Origin of the sequence: Paenibacillus sp. BGI2013, assembly GCF_002843485.1 — a bacterium.
In the GTDB taxonomy this organism is placed as follows: Bacteria; Bacillota; Bacilli; order Paenibacillales; family Paenibacillaceae; genus Paenibacillus; species Paenibacillus amylolyticus.
Window position 1 is genome coordinate 41,367 of the sequence record NZ_PJFA01000019.1, and the last position, 22,725, is coordinate 64,091.

At 45.7% G+C, this 22,725-nt stretch carries 18 protein-coding genes; 8 read left to right on the top strand and 10 right to left on the bottom strand.

Going from position 1 to position 22,725, the window contains the following annotated elements:
* Positions 1-64: 64 nt before the first annotated feature.
* The 5 genes from CXK86_RS29050 to hcp all read right to left on the bottom strand — a co-directional run bounded on the left by CXK86_RS29050 (position 65) and on the right by hcp (position 7,067).
* The gene (locus CXK86_RS29050) at positions 65-1,090 is read right to left on the bottom strand and encodes an NAD(P)/FAD-dependent oxidoreductase (RefSeq protein WP_036617629.1); all 1,026 of its coding nucleotides are present in this window, start codon (positions 1,088-1,090) and stop codon (positions 65-67) included.
* A gap of 6 nt (positions 1,091-1,096) precedes the next feature.
* Positions 1,097-2,113, bottom strand: coding sequence for an ABC transporter substrate-binding protein (locus CXK86_RS29055; protein WP_101314994.1), 1,017 nt, complete (start codon positions 2,111-2,113; stop codon positions 1,097-1,099).
* Between the two features lie 102 nt (positions 2,114-2,215).
* The gene (locus CXK86_RS29060) at positions 2,216-3,841 is read right to left on the bottom strand and encodes a helix-turn-helix domain-containing protein (RefSeq protein ID WP_101314995.1); all 1,626 of its coding nucleotides are present in this window, start codon (positions 3,839-3,841) and stop codon (positions 2,216-2,218) included.
* Positions 3,842-4,067: 226 nt separating this feature from the next.
* Positions 4,068-5,477 (bottom strand): PTS transporter subunit EIIC, encoded by a 1,410-nt coding sequence (locus tag CXK86_RS29065; RefSeq protein WP_180361899.1) that lies wholly within the window; start codon positions 5,475-5,477, stop codon positions 4,068-4,070.
* A gap of 297 nt (positions 5,478-5,774) precedes the next feature.
* On the bottom strand, positions 5,775-7,067 hold the full coding sequence (gene hcp, locus CXK86_RS29070; protein WP_062835656.1) for a hydroxylamine reductase: 1,293 nt from the start codon (positions 7,065-7,067) through the stop codon (positions 5,775-5,777).
* A 309-nt stretch (positions 7,068-7,376) separates the two neighbouring features.
* Between hcp and CXK86_RS29075 the strand changes: the two genes are divergently transcribed.
* Positions 7,377-10,028: a cation-translocating P-type ATPase gene (locus tag CXK86_RS29075; protein WP_101314997.1), complete on the top strand. Its 2,652-nt coding sequence runs from the start codon at positions 7,377-7,379 to the stop codon at positions 10,026-10,028.
* A 127-nt stretch (positions 10,029-10,155) separates the two neighbouring features.
* On the opposite strand, the gene CXK86_RS29080 is transcribed toward CXK86_RS29075, so the two are convergent.
* Positions 10,156-10,356, bottom strand: a complete 201-nt coding sequence (locus CXK86_RS29080; protein WP_101314998.1) for a hypothetical protein — start codon at positions 10,354-10,356, stop codon at positions 10,156-10,158.
* Between the two features lie 614 nt (positions 10,357-10,970).
* On the opposite strand from CXK86_RS29080, the gene CXK86_RS29090 reads away from it, so the two are divergent.
* Complete coding sequence (locus CXK86_RS29090; RefSeq protein ID WP_076252774.1) at positions 10,971-12,311, top strand: MFS transporter; 1,341 nt, start codon at positions 10,971-10,973, stop codon at positions 12,309-12,311.
* Between the two features lie 154 nt (positions 12,312-12,465).
* Here CXK86_RS29090 and CXK86_RS29095 read toward each other — a convergent pair whose 3' ends face one another.
* Positions 12,466-13,122: a DUF2625 family protein gene (locus CXK86_RS29095; RefSeq protein WP_076252775.1), complete on the bottom strand. Its 657-nt coding sequence runs from the start codon at positions 13,120-13,122 to the stop codon at positions 12,466-12,468.
* Positions 13,123-13,224: 102 nt separating this feature from the next.
* Here CXK86_RS29095 and CXK86_RS29100 point away from each other — a divergent pair, with 102 nt between their 5' ends.
* Entirely contained in the window at positions 13,225-14,712 is a 1,488-nt protein-coding gene (locus CXK86_RS29100) for a right-handed parallel beta-helix repeat-containing protein (RefSeq protein ID WP_076252776.1), read from the top strand.
* A 113-nt stretch (positions 14,713-14,825) separates the two neighbouring features.
* Here CXK86_RS29100 and CXK86_RS29105 read toward each other — a convergent pair whose 3' ends face one another.
* Together CXK86_RS29105 and CXK86_RS29110 are read right to left on the bottom strand one after the other, a co-directional pair.
* Complete coding sequence (locus CXK86_RS29105) at positions 14,826-15,809, bottom strand: sensor domain-containing diguanylate cyclase (protein ID WP_076252777.1); 984 nt, start codon at positions 15,807-15,809, stop codon at positions 14,826-14,828.
* A gap of 25 nt (positions 15,810-15,834) precedes the next feature.
* Positions 15,835-16,641, bottom strand: coding sequence for an alpha/beta fold hydrolase (locus CXK86_RS29110; RefSeq protein WP_036617433.1), 807 nt, complete (start codon positions 16,639-16,641; stop codon positions 15,835-15,837).
* Between the two features lie 219 nt (positions 16,642-16,860).
* On the opposite strand from CXK86_RS29110, the gene CXK86_RS29115 reads away from it, so the two are divergent.
* Both CXK86_RS29115 and CXK86_RS29120 read left to right on the top strand, forming a co-directional pair.
* A complete protein-coding gene (locus CXK86_RS29115; RefSeq protein ID WP_076252778.1) occupies positions 16,861-18,075 on the top strand; it encodes an MFS transporter in 1,215 nt (404 codons plus the stop codon).
* Positions 18,068-18,631 (top strand): TetR/AcrR family transcriptional regulator, encoded by a 564-nt coding sequence (locus CXK86_RS29120; protein ID WP_076252779.1) that lies wholly within the window; start codon positions 18,068-18,070, stop codon positions 18,629-18,631. The genes CXK86_RS29115 and CXK86_RS29120 overlap by 8 nt, the downstream gene beginning before the upstream one ends.
* 85 nt (positions 18,632-18,716) lie before the next feature.
* Here CXK86_RS29120 and CXK86_RS29125 read toward each other — a convergent pair whose 3' ends face one another.
* Positions 18,717-20,351 carry a DUF1593 domain-containing protein gene (locus CXK86_RS29125; RefSeq protein ID WP_076252780.1) on the bottom strand — a complete coding sequence of 545 codons (1,635 nt, stop codon included), beginning with the start codon at positions 20,349-20,351 and terminating at the stop codon, positions 18,717-18,719.
* 333 nt (positions 20,352-20,684) lie between these two features.
* On the opposite strand from CXK86_RS29125, the gene CXK86_RS29130 reads away from it, so the two are divergent.
* From CXK86_RS29130 to CXK86_RS29140, 3 genes are read left to right on the top strand one after another with little or no spacing between them, the layout of a single operon-like run.
* A complete protein-coding gene (locus CXK86_RS29130) occupies positions 20,685-21,335 on the top strand; it encodes a hypothetical protein (RefSeq protein WP_101314999.1) in 651 nt (216 codons plus the stop codon).
* Positions 21,336-21,369: 34 nt separating this feature from the next.
* Positions 21,370-21,927 (top strand): DUF1697 domain-containing protein, encoded by a 558-nt coding sequence (locus CXK86_RS29135; RefSeq protein WP_101315000.1) that lies wholly within the window; start codon positions 21,370-21,372, stop codon positions 21,925-21,927.
* Positions 21,928-21,980: 53 nt separating this feature from the next.
* Entirely contained in the window at positions 21,981-22,628 is a 648-nt protein-coding gene (locus tag CXK86_RS29140) for an Imm50 family immunity protein (RefSeq protein ID WP_036617416.1), read from the top strand.
* Positions 22,629-22,725: the final 97 nt, after the last annotated feature.

Here is a 22,725-nt window from a genome sequence, read left to right on the forward strand (position 1 = left end):
AGAGAGATCTCGACACAAATCGGGCTTCTTGCTAGGACATGTTATCTTTTATGCATATGCAGTTTTACGTATTGGAGAGCGCTTTGTTTTTTTCATAAAACCGGGCGTTGTGAGAAGATACACCCGCCATGTCGGAAGCAGCAGGTTCCAGATACGTCTTGGCACTGTTGACTGCGAGCACCGCATCGTTAAAAGCACCTGCGATCAGCCTGACTTTGCTGCCATAAGTGATGAAGTCCCCTGCTCCGAATATGCCTGGAATGTTGGTACGCATGCGCTGATCAACGGACACGCCGTAATCTTCCCGCGCCAGTCCCCATTGCACAAGGTTACCAAAATCACGATCATACCCATGGCTTACGACAACTTCATCCACTTCAACATGTGTGATCTCACCAGTTTCTACATGGGCTAGCTCGACACGATCGATTTTGTCACCTGTACCGTATAAGCGTGAGATGCTAAACGGCGTCATGACGTTGGCCTGAGCTTTCATCTGAGCAACTGGCGACTCGTGTCCGGTAAATTCATGACGTCTGTGTGTCACCGTAACTTCACTTGCGATCTTGCCCATTTCATTCGCCCAGTCGACTGCGGAATCACCACCACCCGAGATCAGAACACGCTTCCCTGCAAATCGAGATAGATCAGTTACGGTATAGTGCAGATTTGTCAGCTCATACCGATTGGCACCCTCGACATCCAGCTTTTGCACCTGAGTCATGCCTCTACCCGCACATAACAGGATGGTACGTGTGTAATGGCGCTCCCCTGTTTTGGACATGAGTACAAATACACCATCTTCACGTCGTTCAAGCTCAGCAATTTCCTGCCCAAATACAATCGTTGGATCGAACGTTCTCGCTTGTCTCTCCAGCGATTCAATCAGCTTCTCACAGCGAATCGGATCAACCCCGCCCACATCCCAGATCAGCTTCTCCGGGTACGTACGCATGAATCCGCCCAGTTCTTGTTTGGCTTCAATGATTTTGGTACGCATGGCTCTCATGCCACTATAAAAGGAGGCGTACATTCCAGCAGGTCCCCCACCAACGATGGTAATATCGTAGATATCCAATTGTGTCTCCATCGTCATCTATGGCACCAACTTTTCAACAACATAGTCCATCAATTTTACAGAGCCAATTGGACCCACACCCGATACGAATTGGCTTGTCTTCAACGGGAAGACATGATCATTCTTCACAGCCTCCAGATTCGACCACACCTGGCTTGCTTTGAGATCTTCCATAGATTTCTTCGTGTCATAACCTACGAGAGTTCTGTCTTCCAGGAAAATATAATCCGGATTCATCTCAGGCAAAAATTCCAGGGAGAACTGGCTAAACCAATCTGTAGAGTCTTTGATCGCTTCAGGACTATTCAGACCCAGGATATCATAGAAGAAAACACTGCTGCTTCCTCCTTTGGGACCCATGAAACGGTAACGATTGTGCTCCACCCGGAGAACCAATACGGTCTTTTCTCCCAAGGCTGCCGCGATTTTCTCTTTCGCTTGTGAGGCTTTCTCATCGAATTCAGCCAGTACTTTGGCAGATTCTTCGTTCTTGTCAAATATGGCAGCCAGCTTTGGCATAGCACGTTTCATTTCACTGTTGGCATCAAGTGCCACTGTAGGAGCGATTTTGGACAATTCATCATATACGCCCTGTTCCATTCCTTCGCCAGCTGCAAGGATCATATCTGGTGACAACGCAAGCAACTGCTCATAATTATATTGATATTGCTCGACTTCAATGATTTGGACCCCGTGTTCTTTCAAATAATCAGGGCGGTATTCCGCTTCAACTTCTGGAGTTAACAAAACGATTTGGGGTGTAACACCCATCTCAATCAGATACTCGGCATAAATCGAATCAAACACAACCAGATTTTGAGGATGAGTTGGAATCGTTACTTCTCCAAACTGATCCTTCACCACCTTAGTCCCACTTTCAGTCGCTGTTTCTTCTGCAGTACTCGCTGCTCCTTCAGTTGAAGCCCCTGCTGTTCCAGCTGTAGCATTCTCTTCCTTGGTTCCACCGGAACATGCCGCCAACATCATACTGATCACCAACAGCATGATGCCCAACCCTTTAAATCTTCGTGACATGATATACTTCGCCCCTTATGTATATTGATAATGATAATTATTATCAAATAGTATCAAATAAGAAGTGTTGCTTCCATAGCATATCGTGCGTATTCAGTTGGATTATTGTGCTCTCTCATGAAAAGATTCCGCAAAATGGCGAATGATCTGATTAAGAATCAGAGTGTGTCCCGTTATTCCGTGACCGTCTACCCACAGGTGAGTATCTACGTAAAATACCCGATTATTTTTCACAGCCTTCAGCTCGTTCCATTGCGGACTCTCCCATAGTTTCCTCATATTCTCTTCAGCACTGAAGTGCTGCATGATCCGCTTCTCCACAAACAGATAATCGGGATTGGCTTGTGTGAGCAGTTCAAGCGAACAAGGGTTAAACCATGCTGTACCTGAATCCAGTGCTTGCGGCAGTGTTAATCCAAGCTGTTCATATAACAAATGTGATACCCCGTGTGAATGCCCACCCAGATATCGATAACCAAACGCTTCTACCCTCAGCAGCATGACAGTGGACGCGGATTGGATGAAGGGTTGCAACTGTCGCTTAGCTACGCTGACTTCGTGTTTCATCTGCTGATGCAGTCTATAAGCCTCATCTTCTTTATAAAACCAGGCTGCCAATTGATCGAGCATTGGTTCTACATCTTGATGAAGTCCGGTTAGAATCGGTGCAATTGTGCGCAGTTCCCTTTTGACCTCTTCCGTCAATACGTTTCCTATCAACATCTCCGGTTGAAGCTGTCGAACAAGTTCTATCTCCACCTCATACTGTGTTACCTCCAGCATCTCTACTCCATACGCTGTAAATTGTTCATGGTGATGTGGGGACAGCAGGATTGGGGTGACCACTACGGCATGGGGGATGACACCCAGATGAATCATAATTTCTGCACAGATTGGAGAAAGTGACACCATCTTGCGCTGCGTCATCGTCTGCCTATATATCTTAGGTGATACGCCAGTCAACTGTTTGAAGCGTCGGCTAAAATAATGAGCATCTTCAAATCCAGACTTTTTGGCAATATCCTGTGAGGTTGCAGCGGTTAATATCAGTTCTTCCTGCGCGCGATAGATCCGGTAGTGGGCCAGATAATCCAGAGGTGGCTTACCATATCGCTCACTAAATTTGCGGGAGTAATGCCATGGACTGATTCCGGCAATCTGAGCTAACTGTGTACGTGTAATGACCTGATCATAATGCTGCTGCATGTAGTCAATGGAGCGAAGTATACCGTGTTCTGGCTTCAACTCGTTATCCGGCTGTTTCCGATATAGATTACTTAACAACTCATATAACAATTGCTGATGGCCAACCCTTTCTGCACTCTGATCCTGTGTATGCACTTCACTCCAATGCTGAATGATACTTGCCAGACTTCCACCGGACAGTTGCACTTTCTGATACGCCTCTCCTGACGGTAACCGCCATTCGAACTTCTCAGCTTCCCGTCTATCATGCAGCACAGAATATGTATCGAACTGAACATGCCAGCCTGCCAGATCCAGGTTGCCACCTTCAATGACCTCCATTACGGAGTTCTCTTCAAGCGCAATTAATTCTCCATAGGAGACGTGAACTCGGTGTCCATTTATATTCCAGATCGCTTTTCCATCAATGATAAATATCAAGGTGTGACTAGGAAAGTGATGCAGCTCGCCTTTCGTTATCCATGCGTTGCTTAGTGCATTCGTTGACTTCCATTGAGCAATCCATTCCATGTTGTCAGACATAGGTTATCCTTTCAAAGGGATTAGTAATCCAGATTTATAGGTTTCACTATATCAAAATACATGACAACTCCATAACCAACAAGCTATGGCTTGAATAAAATGGAGGATAGCGATTATACATCTCATACTTACATTAATCAGAACAACACAACAAAAAAGCCCATACCATCCGGTACAGGCTCTTTCTTACAACTTTAATGCTACTTTCAATGCTACGTTTTACGTATTACTCAATGCTAGCTTTCGGTGACCCCTGTCCCCGTATCTGTCCTTTTCCTGCCATCCAATACGTTAGTCCACCTGAGACACCGAAAGCAATAACCACACCAATGCAAGTGTGTAACAGATTTAGGCTACCCTCTTCGATGAAGAGCGGGAGGCTGACCAAGCTCGGATTTCCCACCATAGCAAATGCCTTGACAGATAACAATCCAAAATACAGCCCACCCGCTGCTCCACCCAGCAATGCCGCATAGAAAGAGGATCTTTTTCTCATGTTGACCGCATACAATGCAGGCTCTACCACTCCAAGGAAGGCTGTTCCAGTAGCCCAGAAAGCCAGTCTTCTGGATGTTGGCTCTTTCGAGCGGATTCCGTTTGCAAGCGCGGCCCCCGCTTGTCCAACAATCGCCACTAACATGGCAGCAATCACCATAGAACCACCATTCATAACCATTTCATTAATGATGATGGCAATCAGCCAGTAGTGTAACCCTAAAATTAACATCAGCGAGAAGACCGCTCCCAGTAACATCACCGACACCACTGGAGCATTAGCTACTAGTGAATCCAATGCTTCCGGCAGATATTCATCAATCCAAGTGCCAGCTGGACCAAGTATCATCAATACTAACGGAACAAGAATCAGTAACGTCAGGAATGGGGCAACCATCCCTTTGGAGAATTTTGGACTCCATCGTTCAACGGCTTTTTCCAGGTAGGCCGCTGCACAGATCGTTAGAATGACCCAGATCGCAGTAGTATAAAAAGCAGGCTGGGACACGAGTGGCAAGCCCAGGAAATGGACGTCTTGTTCACCTGACATCATCATGGTCATCTCCGGATGGTACATCAATCCACCAATAGATGCTGCAACATAGATATTGCTCTTCAACCGATAAGCTGTGCTGATTGCTACCAATACAGGCAGTAGATAAATAACACTATTTCCAATGATACTGAATATCGTAAAGGTCTGGCTGTCCATCAGTGCAGAAGAATCCGCTGAACCGTACGTATCCATTAACGTAATTATAGCAAGTAAAATCTTAATAACAGCGGCTCCGAGAATAGCAGGCATCAAGGGCCTGAACACATCGGATACAAAATGTAAGATCGAGAATCTGTTCTTCTTCGTGTGTCCTTCTTCCTGCAACGCTGTCCCTGTAGATTCCCAAGCGTCCATACCCAGTAACGTATTGTAGATGAGTGAAGATTCATCTCTTATTACCAGATGACAATGCTCACCTGTTACCCGAATATTTGCTACAACATCTGCGGAGATAAGAGCCGACATGTTCAACTGTGTACTGTCCTTCAGTACCAGTGTCGTTGTGTCCTTATCATGTTCTACGAGCTTAATGTTCTCCTTGCCACCTGCGAGTTTCAACCAATCTTCAATCTGTGTGTCATGCATTATGTACGATCTCCTCATATTACGGTAAACCCGTGTTTTGTGATGTGTTATGATCTAATATGCCTCTATCTATATACACATTTCCATGAAAAAACTTCAATAGGATAAAAAAACTAATTTCCCTGACATTTCATGTTCATTTATACAAGGTATATGGACCTATGAAAGTCGAAAAAGCAAAAAAGCCTACTTTTATGTAGGCTCTTATCCATCTGTACGTATGAGTCATACTCTTCATACTCACAACCGACATTCGCAGTCATCAGATGATGTTGCACGTAAATATACATCCTCATCCTATGACAGTGCCAACATCGCGTTCATATCTTCTTCTGCCGTTGTAATTAACTTTAGACCAAACATATCTACGAGTACATCCAAGACACCTTCCGATATAAACTCAGGCGGTTTTGGTCCAATACGAATGTCCTGAATGCCAAGGCTGAACAGGCCAAGCAGGATCGCAACTGCTTTTTGCTCAAACCAGGACAGCACAATACTGACAGGTAACTCGTTTACAGTACAGCCAAAAGCATCCGCCAAAGCCATTGCAATTTTCACCGTAGAACCGGAATTGTTGCATTGACCCAGATCGATATAACGCGGTATACCCGTGTCTCCAACCGTACCATAATCCACATCGTTGAAGCGGAACTTACCACAGGATGTCGTCAGAATTACAGTATCATTCGGTAAGGATGTCGCGAGTTCACGATAGTAGTTGCCACCTTTGCCTGGCGCATCACAACCGGCAATAACGAAGAACCGACGAATATGACCGTCTTTCACCGCTTGAATAATTTCGGGCGCAAGCCCAATCACAGTCTCATGATGATATCCTGTCGTTAAGACTTGCTCTGACTGTACATTAGCCGCAGGCAGAGACAATGCACGTTCAATCAGAGGTGAGAAGTCATCCTCTGTAATTTTGGCAACGCCCTCCAGACCCGCCACTTCGTAGGAGAAAAAGCGGTCTGCATATGTGCCTTTGATCGGCATAACACAGTTCGTCGTTGCGAGAATAGCACCCGGGAATTGTTCAAAAAGTCTTCTCTGATCGTACCAGGCTTTGCCGATATTACCCTTGAGATGGGCGTATTTCTTCAATGCCGGATAACCGTGCGCAGGCAACATTTCCGAGTGGGTATAGATGTTAATTCCTTTGCCTTCAGTTTGACGAAGCAACTCCTCCAATGCATACAGATTATGTCCCGTCACCACGATGCACTGTCCTTCAATCTGGTTCTGGCTAACCGTAATCGGTTGCGGTACACCAAAGCGGTCCGTGTGCGCACGATCCAGCACATCCATAATGCGGATTGCTGCATTACCTACCTTCATCGCCATCTCCAGATGTTCCTGTACATTAAAATTCGAGTTCGTTAATGTCATATATAATGCCTCATGTGTAATCCGATCCACCTCAGGATCAGAATATCCCAACTGGCGTGCATGTGTCGCATAAGCAGCGATGCCTTTTAATGCAAAAATCATCGTATCCTGCAAACTTGCGATTGTTTCGTTTTTGCCGCATACCCCTACCACGGTACACCCGCCACTCGGCGTCTGTTCGCACTGATAACAAAACATATGGTTTCCCCTCCAAACTTAGATTTAACGCAGTTCGTTATGTAATAGCGTAACAGACCCTGATATGAGCTAGTGTGATGGTGCACACAGTTTCTGATTCAACATCTATATTTGGTTCTCCAGATTATCATCCAAACTGGAAATAATAACATTCAAAAAAAGGCATATCTCGAATCATTATGAAAAATACTGTGTACAGCTAAAAACGTATAAATCCATAATCTTAAAAAAATACGAAAATGAAACGATTCTAGATTTTGCCCGTAAGGGTAATACACAGAGAAATCTAATATTCAAGGAGCTGGTCAATTGCAACATTACAGACACAGTGCGGAGGAAACCCTTCAGGATGTACAAAGTTCCTCCAAGGGACTCACGACCTCCGAAGCTGCCAAGAGAATTGAAACGGAAGGATATAACGAGTTAAAAGGTAAAGATGCAACACCAGTCTGGAAATTGTTCCTCGAAAATTTCAAAGATCCGATGGTCATCGTGCTGCTGATTGCAGCCGCGGTACAGGTTGTACTTGGACACCTGATTGAATCATTGATCATATTCCTGGTTATTTTGCTCAACGCGGTGATCAGTGTAGTGCAGACCAAAAAAGCCGAGAGTTCGCTTGACGCGCTGAAACAAATGTCTGCACCTGAAGCCAAGGTCATTCGTGACGGGCAGAAAAAAACCATTCCAGCGAGGGAACTCGTTCCCGGTGATATTGTTATGCTGGATGCAGGTGATTATGTCCCGGCAGACGGGCGTATCCTGGAATCAGGAAGTCTGAAAATCAACGAAGGCATGTTGACCGGAGAGTCCGAAGCTGCGGAGAAACACGCCGATACCATCCCGGATGAGGCTCCAATCGGAGATCGTCGCAATATGGCCTTCAGTGGCTCACTCGTCGTATATGGACGGGGTATGCTTGTCATTACAGGTACAGCTCTCAAAACCGAAATCGGCAAAATTGCCGAATTGATTGAAAATGCCGAAGCCAAGAACACGCCATTACAGCGCAAGTTGGAATCATTCAGCAAAAAACTGGGCTTTTTCATCCTAGGCTTGTCGATTCTCATCTTTGGCATTGAAGCGGGTCGTGTATGGTTGACCGAAGGTACGGAGAATATCGGACCATCCATCGTGAATGCACTGATGTTTGCTGTAGCTGTTGCAGTTGCTGCCATTCCTGAGGCGTTATCCTCCATTGTGACTATCGTATTGTCACTCGGAACAAATAAGATGGCCAAACAACATGCGATCATTCGCAGACTGCCTGCCGTTGAGGCGCTCGGCTCTGCCAGTATCATCTGTACGGATAAAACAGGAACGCTAACTCAGAATAAGATGACTGTCGTGGATTATTACATTCCCCATGGCACCAAGGACGAATTCCCGGATGATCCCGACCAGTGGTCGGAAGAGGAACGACGTCTGTTACATATTGCAGTGCTCTGCAATGATTCGAATATTAACCAGGAAGGCAAGGAACTGGGTGATCCAACCGAAGTGGCCCTCATTGCCTTCAGCAACCGGGTGAACAAGGATTACAATGAAATCCGTGACCAGTTCCCGCGTGAAGCTGAGCTTCCTTTTGACTCGGATCGAAAGCTCATGAGTACGGTGCATACCTTCGAGGGACAGACGGCTTTGCTGACCAAAGGTGGACCGGATGTGCTGTTCAGTCGCTGTAGTCATGTGTTTATCAACGGTGAGGTTCAGCCCCTCACACCTGAGATTCGCACACAGTTTGAAGAAAAAAATGAGGCCTTCTCTAAACGTGCCTTCCGTGTGCTGGCCTACGCGTACAAAAAATTCGATGATAAAAACCAGGTCACCATTGATGACGAGCATGATCTGACACTGGTTGGTTTGACAGCGATGATTGACCCACCGCGTGAAGCGGTATACGGTTCTATTGAAGAGTCCAAAAAAGCGGGCATTCGCACCATCATGATCACTGGAGATCACAAAACAACGGCTCAGGCGATCGGTGTGGATATCGGCCTTGCCGAACCGGATGACCTCGCCATTACCGGAGCCGAACTGGACAAAATGTCTGATGAGGAGCTGGATAAACAACTCGAACACATCTCGGTTTACGCAAGGGTATCTCCTGAAAACAAAATCCGGATTGTTCGTGCTTGGCAGCGTAAAGGCAAAGTGGCAGCCATGACCGGAGATGGAGTTAATGACGCACCTGCGCTGAAACAGGCCGACATCGGCGTAGCGATGGGTAGCGGAACAGATGTCGCCAAGGATGCGGCTGCCATGATTCTGACGGATGATAACTTTGTCTCCATCGTGAATGCGGTCAGTGTTGGACGGATGGTATTTGATAACATCAAAAAAGCCATCGCATACCTGTTTGCCGGTAACCTCGGCGCGATTATCGCCATTTTGTTTGCCTTGATTGTCGGCTGGGTTAATCCATTTACGGCCCTTCAGCTACTGTTCATCAATCTGGTGAACGACTCCCTGCCTGCCATTGCTTTGGGTACAGAGAAACCCGAGCCAGATGTCATGCGGCGTAAACCCCGTGACATTAACGAAGGCATCTTCGCAGGTGGAACCCTGCAGGCCGTGATTACACGTGGTGTGCTGATTGGTGCAGCTGTTATCGTATCCCAATATATTGGACTTGGTATTTCGGAGGAAATCAGTGTGGCTATGGCCTTCACAACCTTGATTCTCGCACGCAGTCTGCAAACATTTGCAGCACGTTCCAATACACAAACCATCTTCCAGGTGGGCTTTACGACCAATAAATTCGTGCTTGGCTCCATTCTGGTATGTCTCTGTCTCTATGCAATCACACTGATTCCTGGTGTTCGCGGTGTCTTCGCCATCCCGGATACATTCGGCTGGAATGAGTTCCTGATTGCAGGCGGACTTGCTCTTGTCGCCGTCATTCTGATGGATGTCATCAAGTGGATTCGCAATCGCGGCAAACAAGTTACTGCGGCGTAAGATCTGCAGTTATAACATGCACAAACAGGCGCCCGTTATCGGAGCGCCTGTTTATTTACAGTTTTTTTTACACAAAGAGAACAGTCCACACACATACTGATGTTTCTAAAACATCCTCGCAAAATGTTTAAGCATTAAGCTGATATCTATATACCAACCAACAGATGGACAGGATAAGGATACATAATCCCCAGGATACCGAGGGGATGGTCGCCGACCAGTTAAACTTTTCTTTCCCTTTTGAACCATTTGTTAATCCGGATGCTATTAAAGCTACTCCAATAATTAAACCGATCTGGGCAAACAACAATAAAAATCCTTCTACCATTTAGATTACTCCCTCACATACTCCGCTATCAATTTGAACATCATTAGCGATTAATAAGTCCGTTTTCTGCGTCTAATTACCCTTGTTTGATGCCAAAAGCGATCCAGCGTCCATCGATATCCTCGATCACAAACTCCTTGTTATTATAGTCTGTATGATTGAGGACACGTACGATTTTCACATCTGCGTTGATCAATTCCTGTTGAAGCTCTTCCTGGTTTTGGGTAATAAAATATGCATCATCTTCTCTTCATAAAACTGCGCGGTTCGATTCATATCAAGCGTCGGAAATACGCTATGGGACATTAATAATGCATGAGTCATGGGTATAATCTCCTTCATTTTCAATTCAACATGCTAATTAGTTACATATCTAGTTACCTAACCGCTGATCCATCTGCTTATGTATGTTCAATGATCATTTTAGTTAAATTCAGGAAATCCGTCTATTGTTTATTATTAAAATCTTACTATGCTCATCACATCCGAACGAATCAGTATGACATTATTGCCATATGATGAAATGGGGTGTAAAATGATATATTGGTTTTCATCAAATATCTATTAAAGATTCTATCCGAATTCATATTCATACCCAAGACAGGAATGGTACCGTGAAAGATAAAATTGTCATGCCAATCTGGACATGCTGCTTGTTCATCGTTGTGATGAATACCACCATGTTCAATGTTTCTTTGCCAGTCATTATTCATGATCTGCAGATTACCTCGGACCTGGGGTCTTGGGTCATCTCAAGTTATTCGATTGGTTACGCCCTGTCGACGGTGATCTACAGTCGATTGTCAGACCGTATCCCGGTACGCAAACTGTTAACGGTCGGGCTTCTGATCCTGGGGTTATCTTCGTTGCTCGGATTGTTCGCGCATAACTTCGCGATCTTGTTGCTGACACGCATACTACAATCTGCGGGTGCAGGAGTTATGGCCGGGCTGGGTCTCGTCATTGCAAGTCGTTACATCCCAGTGGAACGACTCGGAGCTGCCATCGCGCTGATCTCATCAGGTAGCGCCATGGCTTTTGGACTTGGCCCCATTGTCGGCGGACTCATTAGCGAATACTGGGGCTGGAACGGACTTTTTGCCATAACGGTGCTTGTCTTGCTCGCTCTGCCTGTATTGCTCTATTTCCTTCCACGGGAAACAGTCAAAACAGATCAGCCGTTCGATGTTATTGGTGCCATACTAACCGTCATTAATGCCACTACACTTCTGGTCGCGATCACCCAGCAGTCCTGGTTGTGGTTTGCCATTGGCGTTATTTCACTTGTTGTACACCTCCTGTATATTCGGAAAGCGAGTCTTCCGTTTGTGAATCCACAAGTGTTCCGAACGCCAGGATATACTCGGTTAATCCTTATCGGATTCTGCGTGCTGGTGGTGAATCTGGGCAATCTGTTTTTGATGCCGCTTGTGCTTGCTGATCTATATGGGCGCTCTTCGCTCGCCATTGGTTTGCTGATTGCACCTGGAGCTATTGTTGCAGCATTCTGCACCCGTTTTGTTGGACGCTGGATCGACCGTTATGGCAATATGCGATTTATGATCATCGGACACACCCTGCTCGCAGCGGTACTTGCTTTATTCATGCTCGAACTGGATCAATCCGCCCTGATCATTACCAGTGGTTATCTCTTTTTCTCACCGGCACTGTCAGCCTCCATGGCTTCACTGAATAATGAAGCGTCACGTGTGCTGCCCAAAGCGCAAATCGGTTTCGGTATGGGCATGTTACAATTGATTCAGTTCTTCGGTGGTTCGGTGTCTGTAGCCGTATGTGGGCTGCTGCTACACAGTATTCCGGGAGTCTCGGTCGAGGAAGCTTATCATGTGGTGTATGCTTGTCTGTTGCTCGTCTGCGTTGTTTCACTCGGGTTGACCATCTGGCATAGCAGAGCTTCACGCTCAAGCATTAAACCTGTTACATTGGACAATTGATATTTGATGTTTAAAGTTCAGAACAAAAAGGCTTGCGCCAAGCGCGAGCCTTTTTTAGTTTGGAACAGAAATGCCGTTTTTTTAAAAGGGGATTACTCAATGAACTTGAACTTACCGTTTACTTTTCTAATTTCGCCCTACAGCAGCATGCCAACTACTTCCCGTCCAGTGCGAACTTCCAGGCCTCCATTATGCTAATTGGGGCTTTACTACTGCTCTCGCCCTCACCTTCCTGCGTCCAAAGTGGTGGGTAATACGCGAATACTTGTCCTGTCTCGAGCTGAGACATATCCTCTTGCCAGCCTTTCCAGCGAAAGGTCCGATAGAACTGCTCCAGATCACCATTCGCCAGCCAGTTGATGAAACCTGAATATGCCAGTTCTGTCGATTCCCATTCGAGTGTATCCGGTGCAAAATAATATATGTGTCCCGTGCGGCCATACTTGCCTGTATCCAGTCCGAAGAAACCGCCTGCCGCATCATATGCAACGACCATCATACCTTCCAGCACATCTACCCAAGGTTGCTCACTCACACCATTCCAACTGGTGAGACTCCCCGATGTACTGTCACCACCCGCACCAAGCAGAGTAATCCAACCATGGTCCAGTACAATACCTTCTGTCTCATAAGCAACAGCCCCCAAATAGGATTTGGTGCTTATTTGCAGACGATAGAGGGTATCCTCTCCAGCCTCTTGTTTTGCTGGAACATACACATATGTATTTTGCCCGCTATTCAGGAGTTCCTTGAGTTCTTCCCATGCGTGATTCTCCCGATCTACTAATTCAGCTATCGTTAATGTATTCATGAGCAGTCTCCTCGCTGATTTTATAAGAGCATATCATGGGTTATTAACCCGTTCAAATCTGCTATAATCTATCTTCAAAGCTAAATTCAAGGGGGAAACGATTTGATTCGCGTAGTTATACTTATGATTCCGATTCTGATGGTGCTTGTATCCGGTTGTCAGAATCAGACATCTGCCATGAAGGAACCCGTTTCTGTTCAAAAGTCTGATCCCCAGGTCATCCATTACATATCACCCCAAGGAAACGACTCGAATAAAGGAACCATTCAATCTCCTTGGAAAACGTTGCAGCACGCAGCCGACCACGCTTCGCCAGGAAGCACGATCTATTTGCGTGAAGGTGTCTATCATCAGAAAGTCAAAATCACCCGGAGCGGTAATTCTTCCGCTAATCCAACCCTATTTTCAAGTTATCCTCAGGAGCAGGTTATCATTGATGGTAAAGGTTTATCTGTCCGGGGCATTGAAGGGTTAATTGAAATTGAAAATGCCAGTTATATCACGATTCAAAATCTCGAAATTCGTAATTTCACAACCACACTTGGGGGCCAAGTTCCAACCGGGATTTATGTCCACGGAGCAGGTGAGCATATTCAGCTGTTAGGCAACACCATACACGCGATTGCTAGTTACGCAACTCCTGAAGGTCCCGATTTGCGGGGCAGGGATGCCCACGGTATTGCCATATATGGCACAGAGCACCCTCAAGCTTTACGCGATATCATCATCAAGGATAATGAATTGTATGATCTTACACTTGGTTCAAGCGAGTCACTCGCAGTCAACGGTAATGTTGATACCTTTGCCATCCAGGACAATATCATCCATGATTCCGATAATATTGGTATTGATCTGATCGGGTACGAGGGTACGTCCGAGGACGACACGTACGATCAGGCTCGGAACGGCATTGTACGAGGAAACGAAGTATACGATATTACGTCCAATAACAATCCCTCCTACGGTACAGACCTGCCCAATGATACCAACTCGGCCGGCGGCATCTACGTAGATGGCGGGAAAGATCATATCATCGACCAGAACCGGGTATATCGGAGCGATATCGGAATTGAGATTGCATCAGAGCATGCCGGACGTTCAACCAGCAACATTACCGTGCGTGATAACCTGATTTATTCCAACAGATTGACGGGTATTGCCATGGGAGGTTATGACGAGGAACGAGGAGCTACCGAGGATAGCAAGATTATGTACAATACACTTGTGGGAAATGATACCCTGAATGCAGGCAATGGACAGTTATTCATGCAGTCACGGACAAAGAACAATACATTCATGCGTAACATTCTCGTATCAGGCAGCTCGGAAGTACTAATATACAACGAATATACTAGCAATACCGGCAATGTGTTTGACCATAATGTCTACTACTCACCAGGTGAGCAGGAAGATGCCCTGTGGGTTTGGAAAAATAAAGCCTACTCCGGCATCGCTGCCTACATCAAGGGATCTGGCAATGATGCACACTCCATATATGTGAACCCGGCATTTATGGATGAACCGAGCGAAGATTTTCGTCCTCAGGCGAACTCTCCGGCTAAGGTGTATGGTTACCTTGCTCCGCGATAGATTAACCCTGAGTCTGCCATCTCAACTTACAATAAAAGGAGCCTGTGCATGTGGGATCATCTCCCTCATCATACACAGGCTCCTTTTTGCTTTCTTTTGATGCAAACCAATCCTTAACTTTTTACCATCTGAGCTGCATGTGTCACCCGGTTTCGTCCTCCGGTTTTGGAGGCATACAGGGCGTTGTCCGCTCTTTGGAACAAGGACTTTTCCGTATCTTCCTCTACTACAGTGGCCGCACCGATACTCACAGTAATGTTATATTCACCCCAGTCGGCTGAAGCAACCTGTGAACGATATCGTTCTGCAATACCAATCGCCTGCTCCTCTTCACAATCTGGAAGAATGACAACAAATTCCTCTCCACCGTAACGTGCAACCACATCCGTACTTCGCGATACCGTTTGCAGCAGCCCTGCCAGATTGCCGAGCACCAGATCTCCGATCGGATGTCCGTACGTATCATTAATGCTTTTGAAATGATCAATGTCCACAACAAGAAGGGAGAAATAACGTTGTTTCTCCTGGAACATCATCAAGCTTTCAAGCATTTTTTCCTGGAAGAACCTGCGGTTCTTCAATCCTGTCAACAAGTCGGTGGAAGCCAGTGTCTCCAACTGATCATTCACTTTGATTAACGCTTGCTCTTTAATTTTATATTCCTCATGCAGTCGTTCAAGCTCCTTGTTCGCTTCTTGCGTCGCTTGATACAACTCTTGTAGCTTCGTTTTGGTATGCAGAATATCCTTCTCATGTTCGATTCGCTTACGCATGACTACAACGACACAATCCACAACGCTTTCCCCGTTACGGGTCTGGCGAACACCGTTAAGCAGAACAGGAACAGCCTGCTGATCACGGGTACGGAACGTGAAGTACATCTCGTCCACATGTCCATATAACTGGATGTAGGGATAGAAATACGTATGGAAAAACACCTTGTTGCTCACCGACATGGTGGATTCAATATGTTGCCCTATGAGCTCATCGCGTTCATATCCAAGCATCGTAAGCAAAGTTTGATTAACCGACTGTACGACGCCCGAATCAGAGATAGAGAAGTATCCACAGGGAGCCAGATCTAATTGTATATCCATGGAATAACTGCCTTTCTTCCGCTTTTTATGCGCTCGTTAAATAATCCTTAATCATTCGGATGGTTTCTTCCGGTTGACTTAGATGCGGATAATGTCCCTTGGCCGTCATCTGTTGCAATCGGCTATTCTTCAGATGAGCGTGTAAATAATCCCCTACTTCTACCGGGGCAATGCTGTCATCCGAGCACTGAAGAATTAATGTTGGCACAGTTGCCTGCTCCAGATCAATACGACAGTCCGATAAAAACGTCACTTCGGCAAATTGTCTCGCAATATGCGGATCTCTGGAGCAGAAGCTTTTCTCCAACTCTTCCGTCAGCTCTTTCCGTTCCGGATTGTTCATCACAATGGGTGCCAGATAACTCGCCCACCCAATAAAATTCATCTGCATCATCTCAAGTAATTCATCGATATCATTCCGATCGAAACCTCCATAATAATTCGGCAGATCATTCACGTAACGTGGGGAGGGCCCTAACATTATAATTTTTTTGAAATATTTGGGGTTCTGAATCGATGCCAGCATACCAATCATACTACTGACGGAATGCCCGACAAATATGGTGTCCTTTAGTTCGAGCGCTTCCATAACTTCCAGCACATCCTGGGCGTATCCTTGAAGGTTGCTATATTTGATAGCATCATAATAGTTAATTTGAGATTCGCCAGATCCAACATAATCAAACAACACCACACGGTAGTTCTCCATAAAACCTGGAATAATGTAACGCCACATATCCTGATCACATCCAAAACCATGAGCAAATACAATCGTTTGGCTACCCGAGCCAAGTACCTTAACATTATTTCTTACAAGTATATCAACAGTCACTACATATCACCTCTCCGAGGTAGTATTCACTTGAATCATTTTATCTGATTAGTATACCGGAAAATGTTGGGATATGAATTAAAAATAATTAATAACTTCTCTCATCCACCTAAAAATCATGAACCCCTGCTCTGAATACGCGCTTTACAATCTGACGATCGTCAGGTAAAATCAGTTCAACATGTCGCGCGACAGAGATCAATATTACGGAGGAAAACCATGAGTACTTCAACACATAGCTCTACACCTCAGCAACTCTGGGGAAGATCATTCCTATTTATCATGTTAGCCAACGCATTATTGTTTATGGCATTTGAAATGTTGCTTCCCACCTTGCCTTTGTTTGTCTCAAGTCTTGGTGGCGAAGCCTCCCAAATTGGGCTTGTTACCGGCGTATTTATGTTTTCTGCCATCTTGATTCGACCCTTCACTTCTGTTTTAGCAGCTCAAATAGATAAAAAATATCTATTGATTATCGGCATCACTATCTGTGCATTAATGACAGGCGCATACTACCTATCGTCAGGTATTTGGATGATTCTTGTATTTCGAGTGATCCACGGATTCGGATTTGGTTTGGCAACGACATATTTTGCAACGATTGCCACTGAAAACATACCAAGAGATCGCCGGGGAGAAGGTATGGGGTATTTCGGCGTAGGGGAGACAGTCGCTATATCCATCGGTCCATTGATTGGAACAAGCCTGTTGTTTAGGTACGACTACCAGAGCCTGTTTATGGGAGGTATGTGCATTTTGCTGTTAGCTCTCCTAATGACAGTGTTTGTATCCAGAAAGCCGAAAACAGAAGGTAGTAGCGAGTCTATGCAAACTCATGTCCCTTCGGTGAAACTGATTGAAAAGAAGGTACTTTTCCCTTCCCTTCTCATTATGCTCGTTGGCATTGCAGCGGGTTCAATCATGTCCTTTGTGGCTTTATTTGCCGCCGAAAGAGGGTTCGAGAATATAGCCTGGTTTTTCTTCATCGTTGCCATCGCCAGCTTCGCCGTTCGACTATTTTCGGGGAAAATGTTTGATCGATGGGGACCAGGTTCCGTGTTGTTACCTTCTGCCGTGTTTGCAATCGCGGGGCTACTGGTTCTGATTATCGCCCAGAGTGATGTGCAATTCCTGATCGCCGGCGCATTATATGGCTTTGGTTTTGGTGCCATATTCCCGGCCATTCAGACCTGGTGTGTGAATCTTGTAGAAGAACATGAGCACGAAAGTGCGATGGCTTCCTTCTTTAACTTCTTTGACCTCGGAATTGGCGGTGGTTCGTTGATCCTGGGCGTGGTGGCTTCTGCATTTTCCTATACGGTGGTGTATGCTATCTCTATAGGCATTTTTGTGGTATATATCTTGTTATATTTGGTATACTCCCAAAAACAGCAGAGGTATACAGCTCGCCAACTGGAGGTAGACATTGAGTAAAAAACGAATCAAGGAAATTGCCATTCAACATTTTAATCGTCTGGGTTACGAGGGGACCAAGATGGCGCAGATTGCCGAAGAGGCAGGCATTCGCAAGCAATCCCTGGCTTATCATTATTCATCCAAAAAAGCGTTATTGCTGGAGTTATATGAGGAAGTTGTGCAGGAGGAACAGCAGTTTGTACGCCAATTCTTCAGCGAGTCTGTTACCCAAACTTTGGATCAGCAGCTATATGCCTTTTTGCATGAACACAAAAATCGCTTTCTGACTCATCCAAACGTCGCTTTTATGTATATCCTGTCCTTTATCACACCGCTGGAGGTGCATGATTTTGTGCTGGCCCAGTATCGAACGTACCTCGGGACATTGAAAGAAGAGCTGGCAGCCGTATTCACCAGACATTCCGATATAAGCCTGAGTCCGGAAGAAGCCACCGTAGCTTTTGTCACCGTGATGGATGGATTGGATATACAGCTCGTGTATGAGACACGGCAATCCTATGAACAAGCTTTGGCGATCACCTGGAAAGTCTTCTGGTCAGGCATCCAGCGTTAACGGATCATTTACGATCAAACTACACAAATAAGAGGGGCGTCCCGCCAGCCATGTTGATGACTTTTGGGACTGCCCCTCTATTTCTTTATTTCACGGTTAGGATCACACGTTGATAATGCTTCAACTGATGCTCTCCATCATCCTGTACTTCGGCAACGATATGAAGGGTATCCCCCGATTTGGCATCGTCAGGAACGGTAAATGTCACCGCTTCGGTGTCACTGCCCTGTAATTTTATCGTATCCACCTGCTCATCCTTGGCAAGTTCACGATGCAATCCAAGCTGCAGGTCACCCGCCATTTCAGGCTGAACTTTGTTCGGTGTTACTTTGGAATCCTCATAAGTGTCCGCTTCGAAATATCTCCACCACGTATAGGTCAGTTGATCTCCATCCGGGTCTTTCCCCTCCGCGTGAAGAGTAACTTCCTCCCCAGGACTAACACTAAGATCCACCCCTTCCTTAATCGTTAAAGACGGATTATGGTTGGCACCTTCGTAAGTGTCTGCAACTGCCCAGTCTGCACGTGCTGCAAAATCATCCTGCACATCGTCAAACCATCTCATCAGAGAGTATTCGGCTTCATAGCGTTTGGTGTACGGATCGTAATCAAGCACATTGTTTCTAAACAGCTTGTCGTTCACAACTCCAAAGCGTCCACCCCAACCGCCGTAGGAAGGGTCTTCCATACTGCGCAGCCCATTATCAATCAGATAAAAGAAGGAAGGAGAGTCACCCTCAGATATAAAATCGTACTTGTCATATTGTGGATTGTTCTTCAGATACTCAGCACTTCCCCGTTGTTCTTCGGCTAGTTCGCCTTCGATCATTTTACCATCACCCATCGATGCATACATATCCATCAGCTTGCCATGTCCGTTCAGAATATTCTTGACCATCCAGTCGCCATGAAGCTTACTGTTCACTTCTTCGGCATGCATCTTCCATGCATAGGCAAAATGCCAGAAGTTCGATTGGTCGTTGAGAATGCGGATATCCGGCCAATTCTTCGCAATGTATTCGTTGTAGCTGTCATCCTGATCGAGGATGATGTACAGGACCAGTTTGTCACTGACTTTTTTGCGAATCGTATCCCACTCGGCCGTATCTTTGTACTGTTCTTCAATCGATTTTAGCGCTCTGGCTGTGGTATTGGTGCCCCCCCATGTCTGAACAATCAGGTCTCGGGAGTCATCATCGAGGAAAAGAGTTTCGAGGAACTCGGAACCTTCGGTTTCCTTCTCCATCTCCCCTTTATCGGAAATATTACCGATCTTGGTCATCGCTCGAAGCTGTTCCGGCTCCGGGTACCCATCCGCATGTTTGGATAAGTTCGGGTAGATCTCGCCATAGGCATCGATCATATCGTACACCCACTGTGTGCCTGTCCAGCGGAACGGCTTGATCCCTGCTTCCTCGTCTCCAGCATAATGATACACCGAGCTGGTCAGTACAATTCCGGCAAGGTCCATCTCATTCGAATATAAGAGGAAACGAATGACGGAGTTCATATCATCCACCTCACCGTCGGTTGTAATCACTGTTCTGCCTTTGGCAGCTTGGTTGTTTGCAGGTTCCTGGGTTTCATTCTCTGTCTGCTCTGTCGCCTGATTTGGTGTGTCACTCGCGGTTTGTGGCGCTTTGGATGCGCATCCACTAATTCCCAGGATGATACTGAGACAACCTGCGGCAAAACCGTTTAACCATTTTCTCTTGTTCATAATGCTCCCCTTTCTTCTGTACAGCGTGATGTTAGTTGGGTTGGAAATAAGTACGTCCTCTGTTTTTCTATCCTTAATATGGACCGTAGAATGCAAAAAAACCCGAACAACATTATGAATGGAACAAAGTCCACGCATAGTGATGTTCAGGTTTTGCCTGCCCGAAGCAGTAACAATCCTTATTTGAGTGAAAGTATATCATGTCCACTAATGAATGTAAACGTATTCAAATGTTTTTTTGAATTTATCTTTGATATAGTATAATGCTTATAGCCAAGAATCAAACGAATCGGCCTGTTATTATATCAATGTTATTAGGAGGACTCAGACATCATGCAACAACTGGATGCGGCCTTGAGCCGTTTGGTGGAACAGCAGGATTTATATAATGAAGCTTATGGACTTTTCAAAAATCATGATCTGCGTCCCCGCGAACAATATCACCAGCCGGAAGTGGATACACGAATACCTCTTTCTCCAGAACTTCAGTATCTGTACAGTCATTATGAAATGATGGATGCGGATGCGGAAGGTACACTCAAAATGAAAAATGCCGCCGTCGAAATCGGTGATGCCGCACTGATTTCCTTTGTTGCACCTGAACATCTGCTTCGTCAGCAACTGGGGTTCCGCTGGATTGGCATGAATGAACCTTATGAGGAGTCCTCCACTTGGCCAAAAAATCACGTTGTCATCGCAAACTTTAACGATGATCCGTTAATTGTAGATGTGGAAGCACCAAACTCTCCCGTATATGCCGCTTTTACAGGTGGAGAACCAAACCGTGTTGCTGATTCACTATCAGACTTTTTCAGTGCACTAGCCATCCTGATTGAAGCGGCGCGCACCTATGCCGGAGAAGTAAAAGATGAAGAAACCTATGAAACCAAGCCCGAGTATCTGGAGCAAGTGGAACCTTTATTGCAAGATCTGTTGGGAGAAGAATATACCGCTCATCTTTTCGAGTATCTGTCATTTTGTTAAAACGGTGAATTGAAGGAATTGGAGGGGCGTCCATATGATCTATGTAGCCTTGTTGCGGGGCATAAATGTAGGCGGGAACAATAAAATCAATATGAAACAGCTGAAAGAAACGTTTGAACAAGCAGGCATGCTGGATGTCGTTACCTACATCAATTCTGGCAATATTATTTTTGCCGATCATCAGGAACATGCCAATGCGAATGTGGAGATATCCCATGTGTTAGAGCAGGCCATCGCCGCCGATTTTGGCTTACAGATCAGGGTAATGGTGCGGAATATGGATGAAATTCAATCCGTTATTCAGGCGCTGCCAGAAGAATGGGTTAATGATGACACAGCCAAAAGTGATGTGATGTTCCTCTGGGATGAGATCAATGAGCCCTCCGTGCTGGACCAGCTGCCCATCAAACCGGAAATTGGTACACTGATCTATGTTCCCGGAGCGATTTTATATTCAGTCAGCAGAGAAGATGCGTCCAAAAGTGGCATGAACAAGCTTGTGGGTTCCAAAGTCTATGCTTATATGACGGTTAGAAATGTGAATACCACACGTAAGATTTATGCCCTGATGCAAGCAGCAGCAGAGAAATAATACAGACAGGTGGAGATGATGCCACGCAGCTTGTGGCAATTGGAGGTAGTCTAATGAACAGAGCATGGACATTAAACGTCAGCGTCCGATCCGTAGAGCGGGAACCATTCTGGTATGCACCCCAGACTCCCTGGCAGATACAGGGACAAGGTTTTCGAGTGAAATTCCATACCAATAGGGCAATCGACTTGCTTGCTCAAGATCAACTGCTTGTTACCGTTGGTGAGGAAGGTACCGCGAACTGGGCTGCTTTTATCGGAACAGTCGTGGAATGCGAACCAGACTCTCTCCTGCTCTATACAAGTCCTCAGTACGAGGCACAGTTAATGGATATTCGGAGGTTGGAACGTGAATTTTCTCCTTTGGCTTCCATTCTCGGAGCGCAACATGTAATCGAAACTCTGGGCTATTTCCCTCCCTTCCATTATGACGAAATTACGGATGTGCAGCTGGAAACAGTCCAAAATATACAATCCCTCTCTCTTGTGCTAACGCATAATGCTGATCAGGAATGGGAACAGCAGGTGCACTTCCATTTTGAACATATTCAGCAAGAGATGTTCTCCCCTGTGGAGGCATCTAACGTTTGTTTACAGCTAAGTTTCACTAATGCAGCCGATCAGATTCGTGTTAACTTGGATGCCGTATCCGGCTTCTCCGCTACATTCCTATGCAGCACAATTCATATTCAATTCCATTAACCCGGTTATGTAAAAAATCCCTTCATGGGACAACATGACAAAACATCTTTACAGATGTTCTTCCATGCCTATTACCATAAAGGGATAGCTCAACTTC

Coding starts and splice junctions, on each gene's coding strand:
- CXK86_RS29080 (WP_101314998.1), bottom strand. CDS start 10,356: ATGGTAGAAGGATTTTTATTGTTGTTTGCCCAGATCGGTTTAATTATT.
- CXK86_RS29060 (WP_101314995.1), bottom strand. CDS start 3,841: ATGTCTGACAACATGGAATGGATTGCTCAATGGAAGTCAACGAATGCA.
- CXK86_RS29130 (WP_101314999.1), top strand. CDS start 20,685: ATGCAACAACTGGATGCGGCCTTGAGCCGTTTGGTGGAACAGCAGGAT.
- CXK86_RS29055 (WP_101314994.1), bottom strand. CDS start 2,113: ATGTCACGAAGATTTAAAGGGTTGGGCATCATGCTGTTGGTGATCAGT.
- hcp (WP_062835656.1), bottom strand. CDS start 7,067: ATGTTTTGTTATCAGTGCGAACAGACGCCGAGTGGCGGGTGTACCGTG.
- CXK86_RS29115 (WP_076252778.1), top strand. CDS start 16,861: ATGAGTACTTCAACACATAGCTCTACACCTCAGCAACTCTGGGGAAGA.
- CXK86_RS29065 (WP_180361899.1), bottom strand. CDS start 5,477: ATGCATGACACACAGATTGAAGATTGGTTGAAACTCGCAGGTGGCAAG.
- CXK86_RS29135 (WP_101315000.1), top strand. CDS start 21,370: ATGATCTATGTAGCCTTGTTGCGGGGCATAAATGTAGGCGGGAACAAT.
- CXK86_RS29050 (WP_036617629.1), bottom strand. CDS start 1,090: ATGGAGACACAATTGGATATCTACGATATTACCATCGTTGGTGGGGGA.
- CXK86_RS29095 (WP_076252775.1), bottom strand. CDS start 13,122: ATGAATACATTAACGATAGCTGAATTAGTAGATCGGGAGAATCACGCA.
- CXK86_RS29140 (WP_036617416.1), top strand. CDS start 21,981: ATGAACAGAGCATGGACATTAAACGTCAGCGTCCGATCCGTAGAGCGG.
- CXK86_RS29125 (WP_076252780.1), bottom strand. CDS start 20,351: ATGAACAAGAGAAAATGGTTAAACGGTTTTGCCGCAGGTTGTCTCAGT.
- CXK86_RS29105 (WP_076252777.1), bottom strand. CDS start 15,809: ATGGATATACAATTAGATCTGGCTCCCTGTGGATACTTCTCTATCTCT.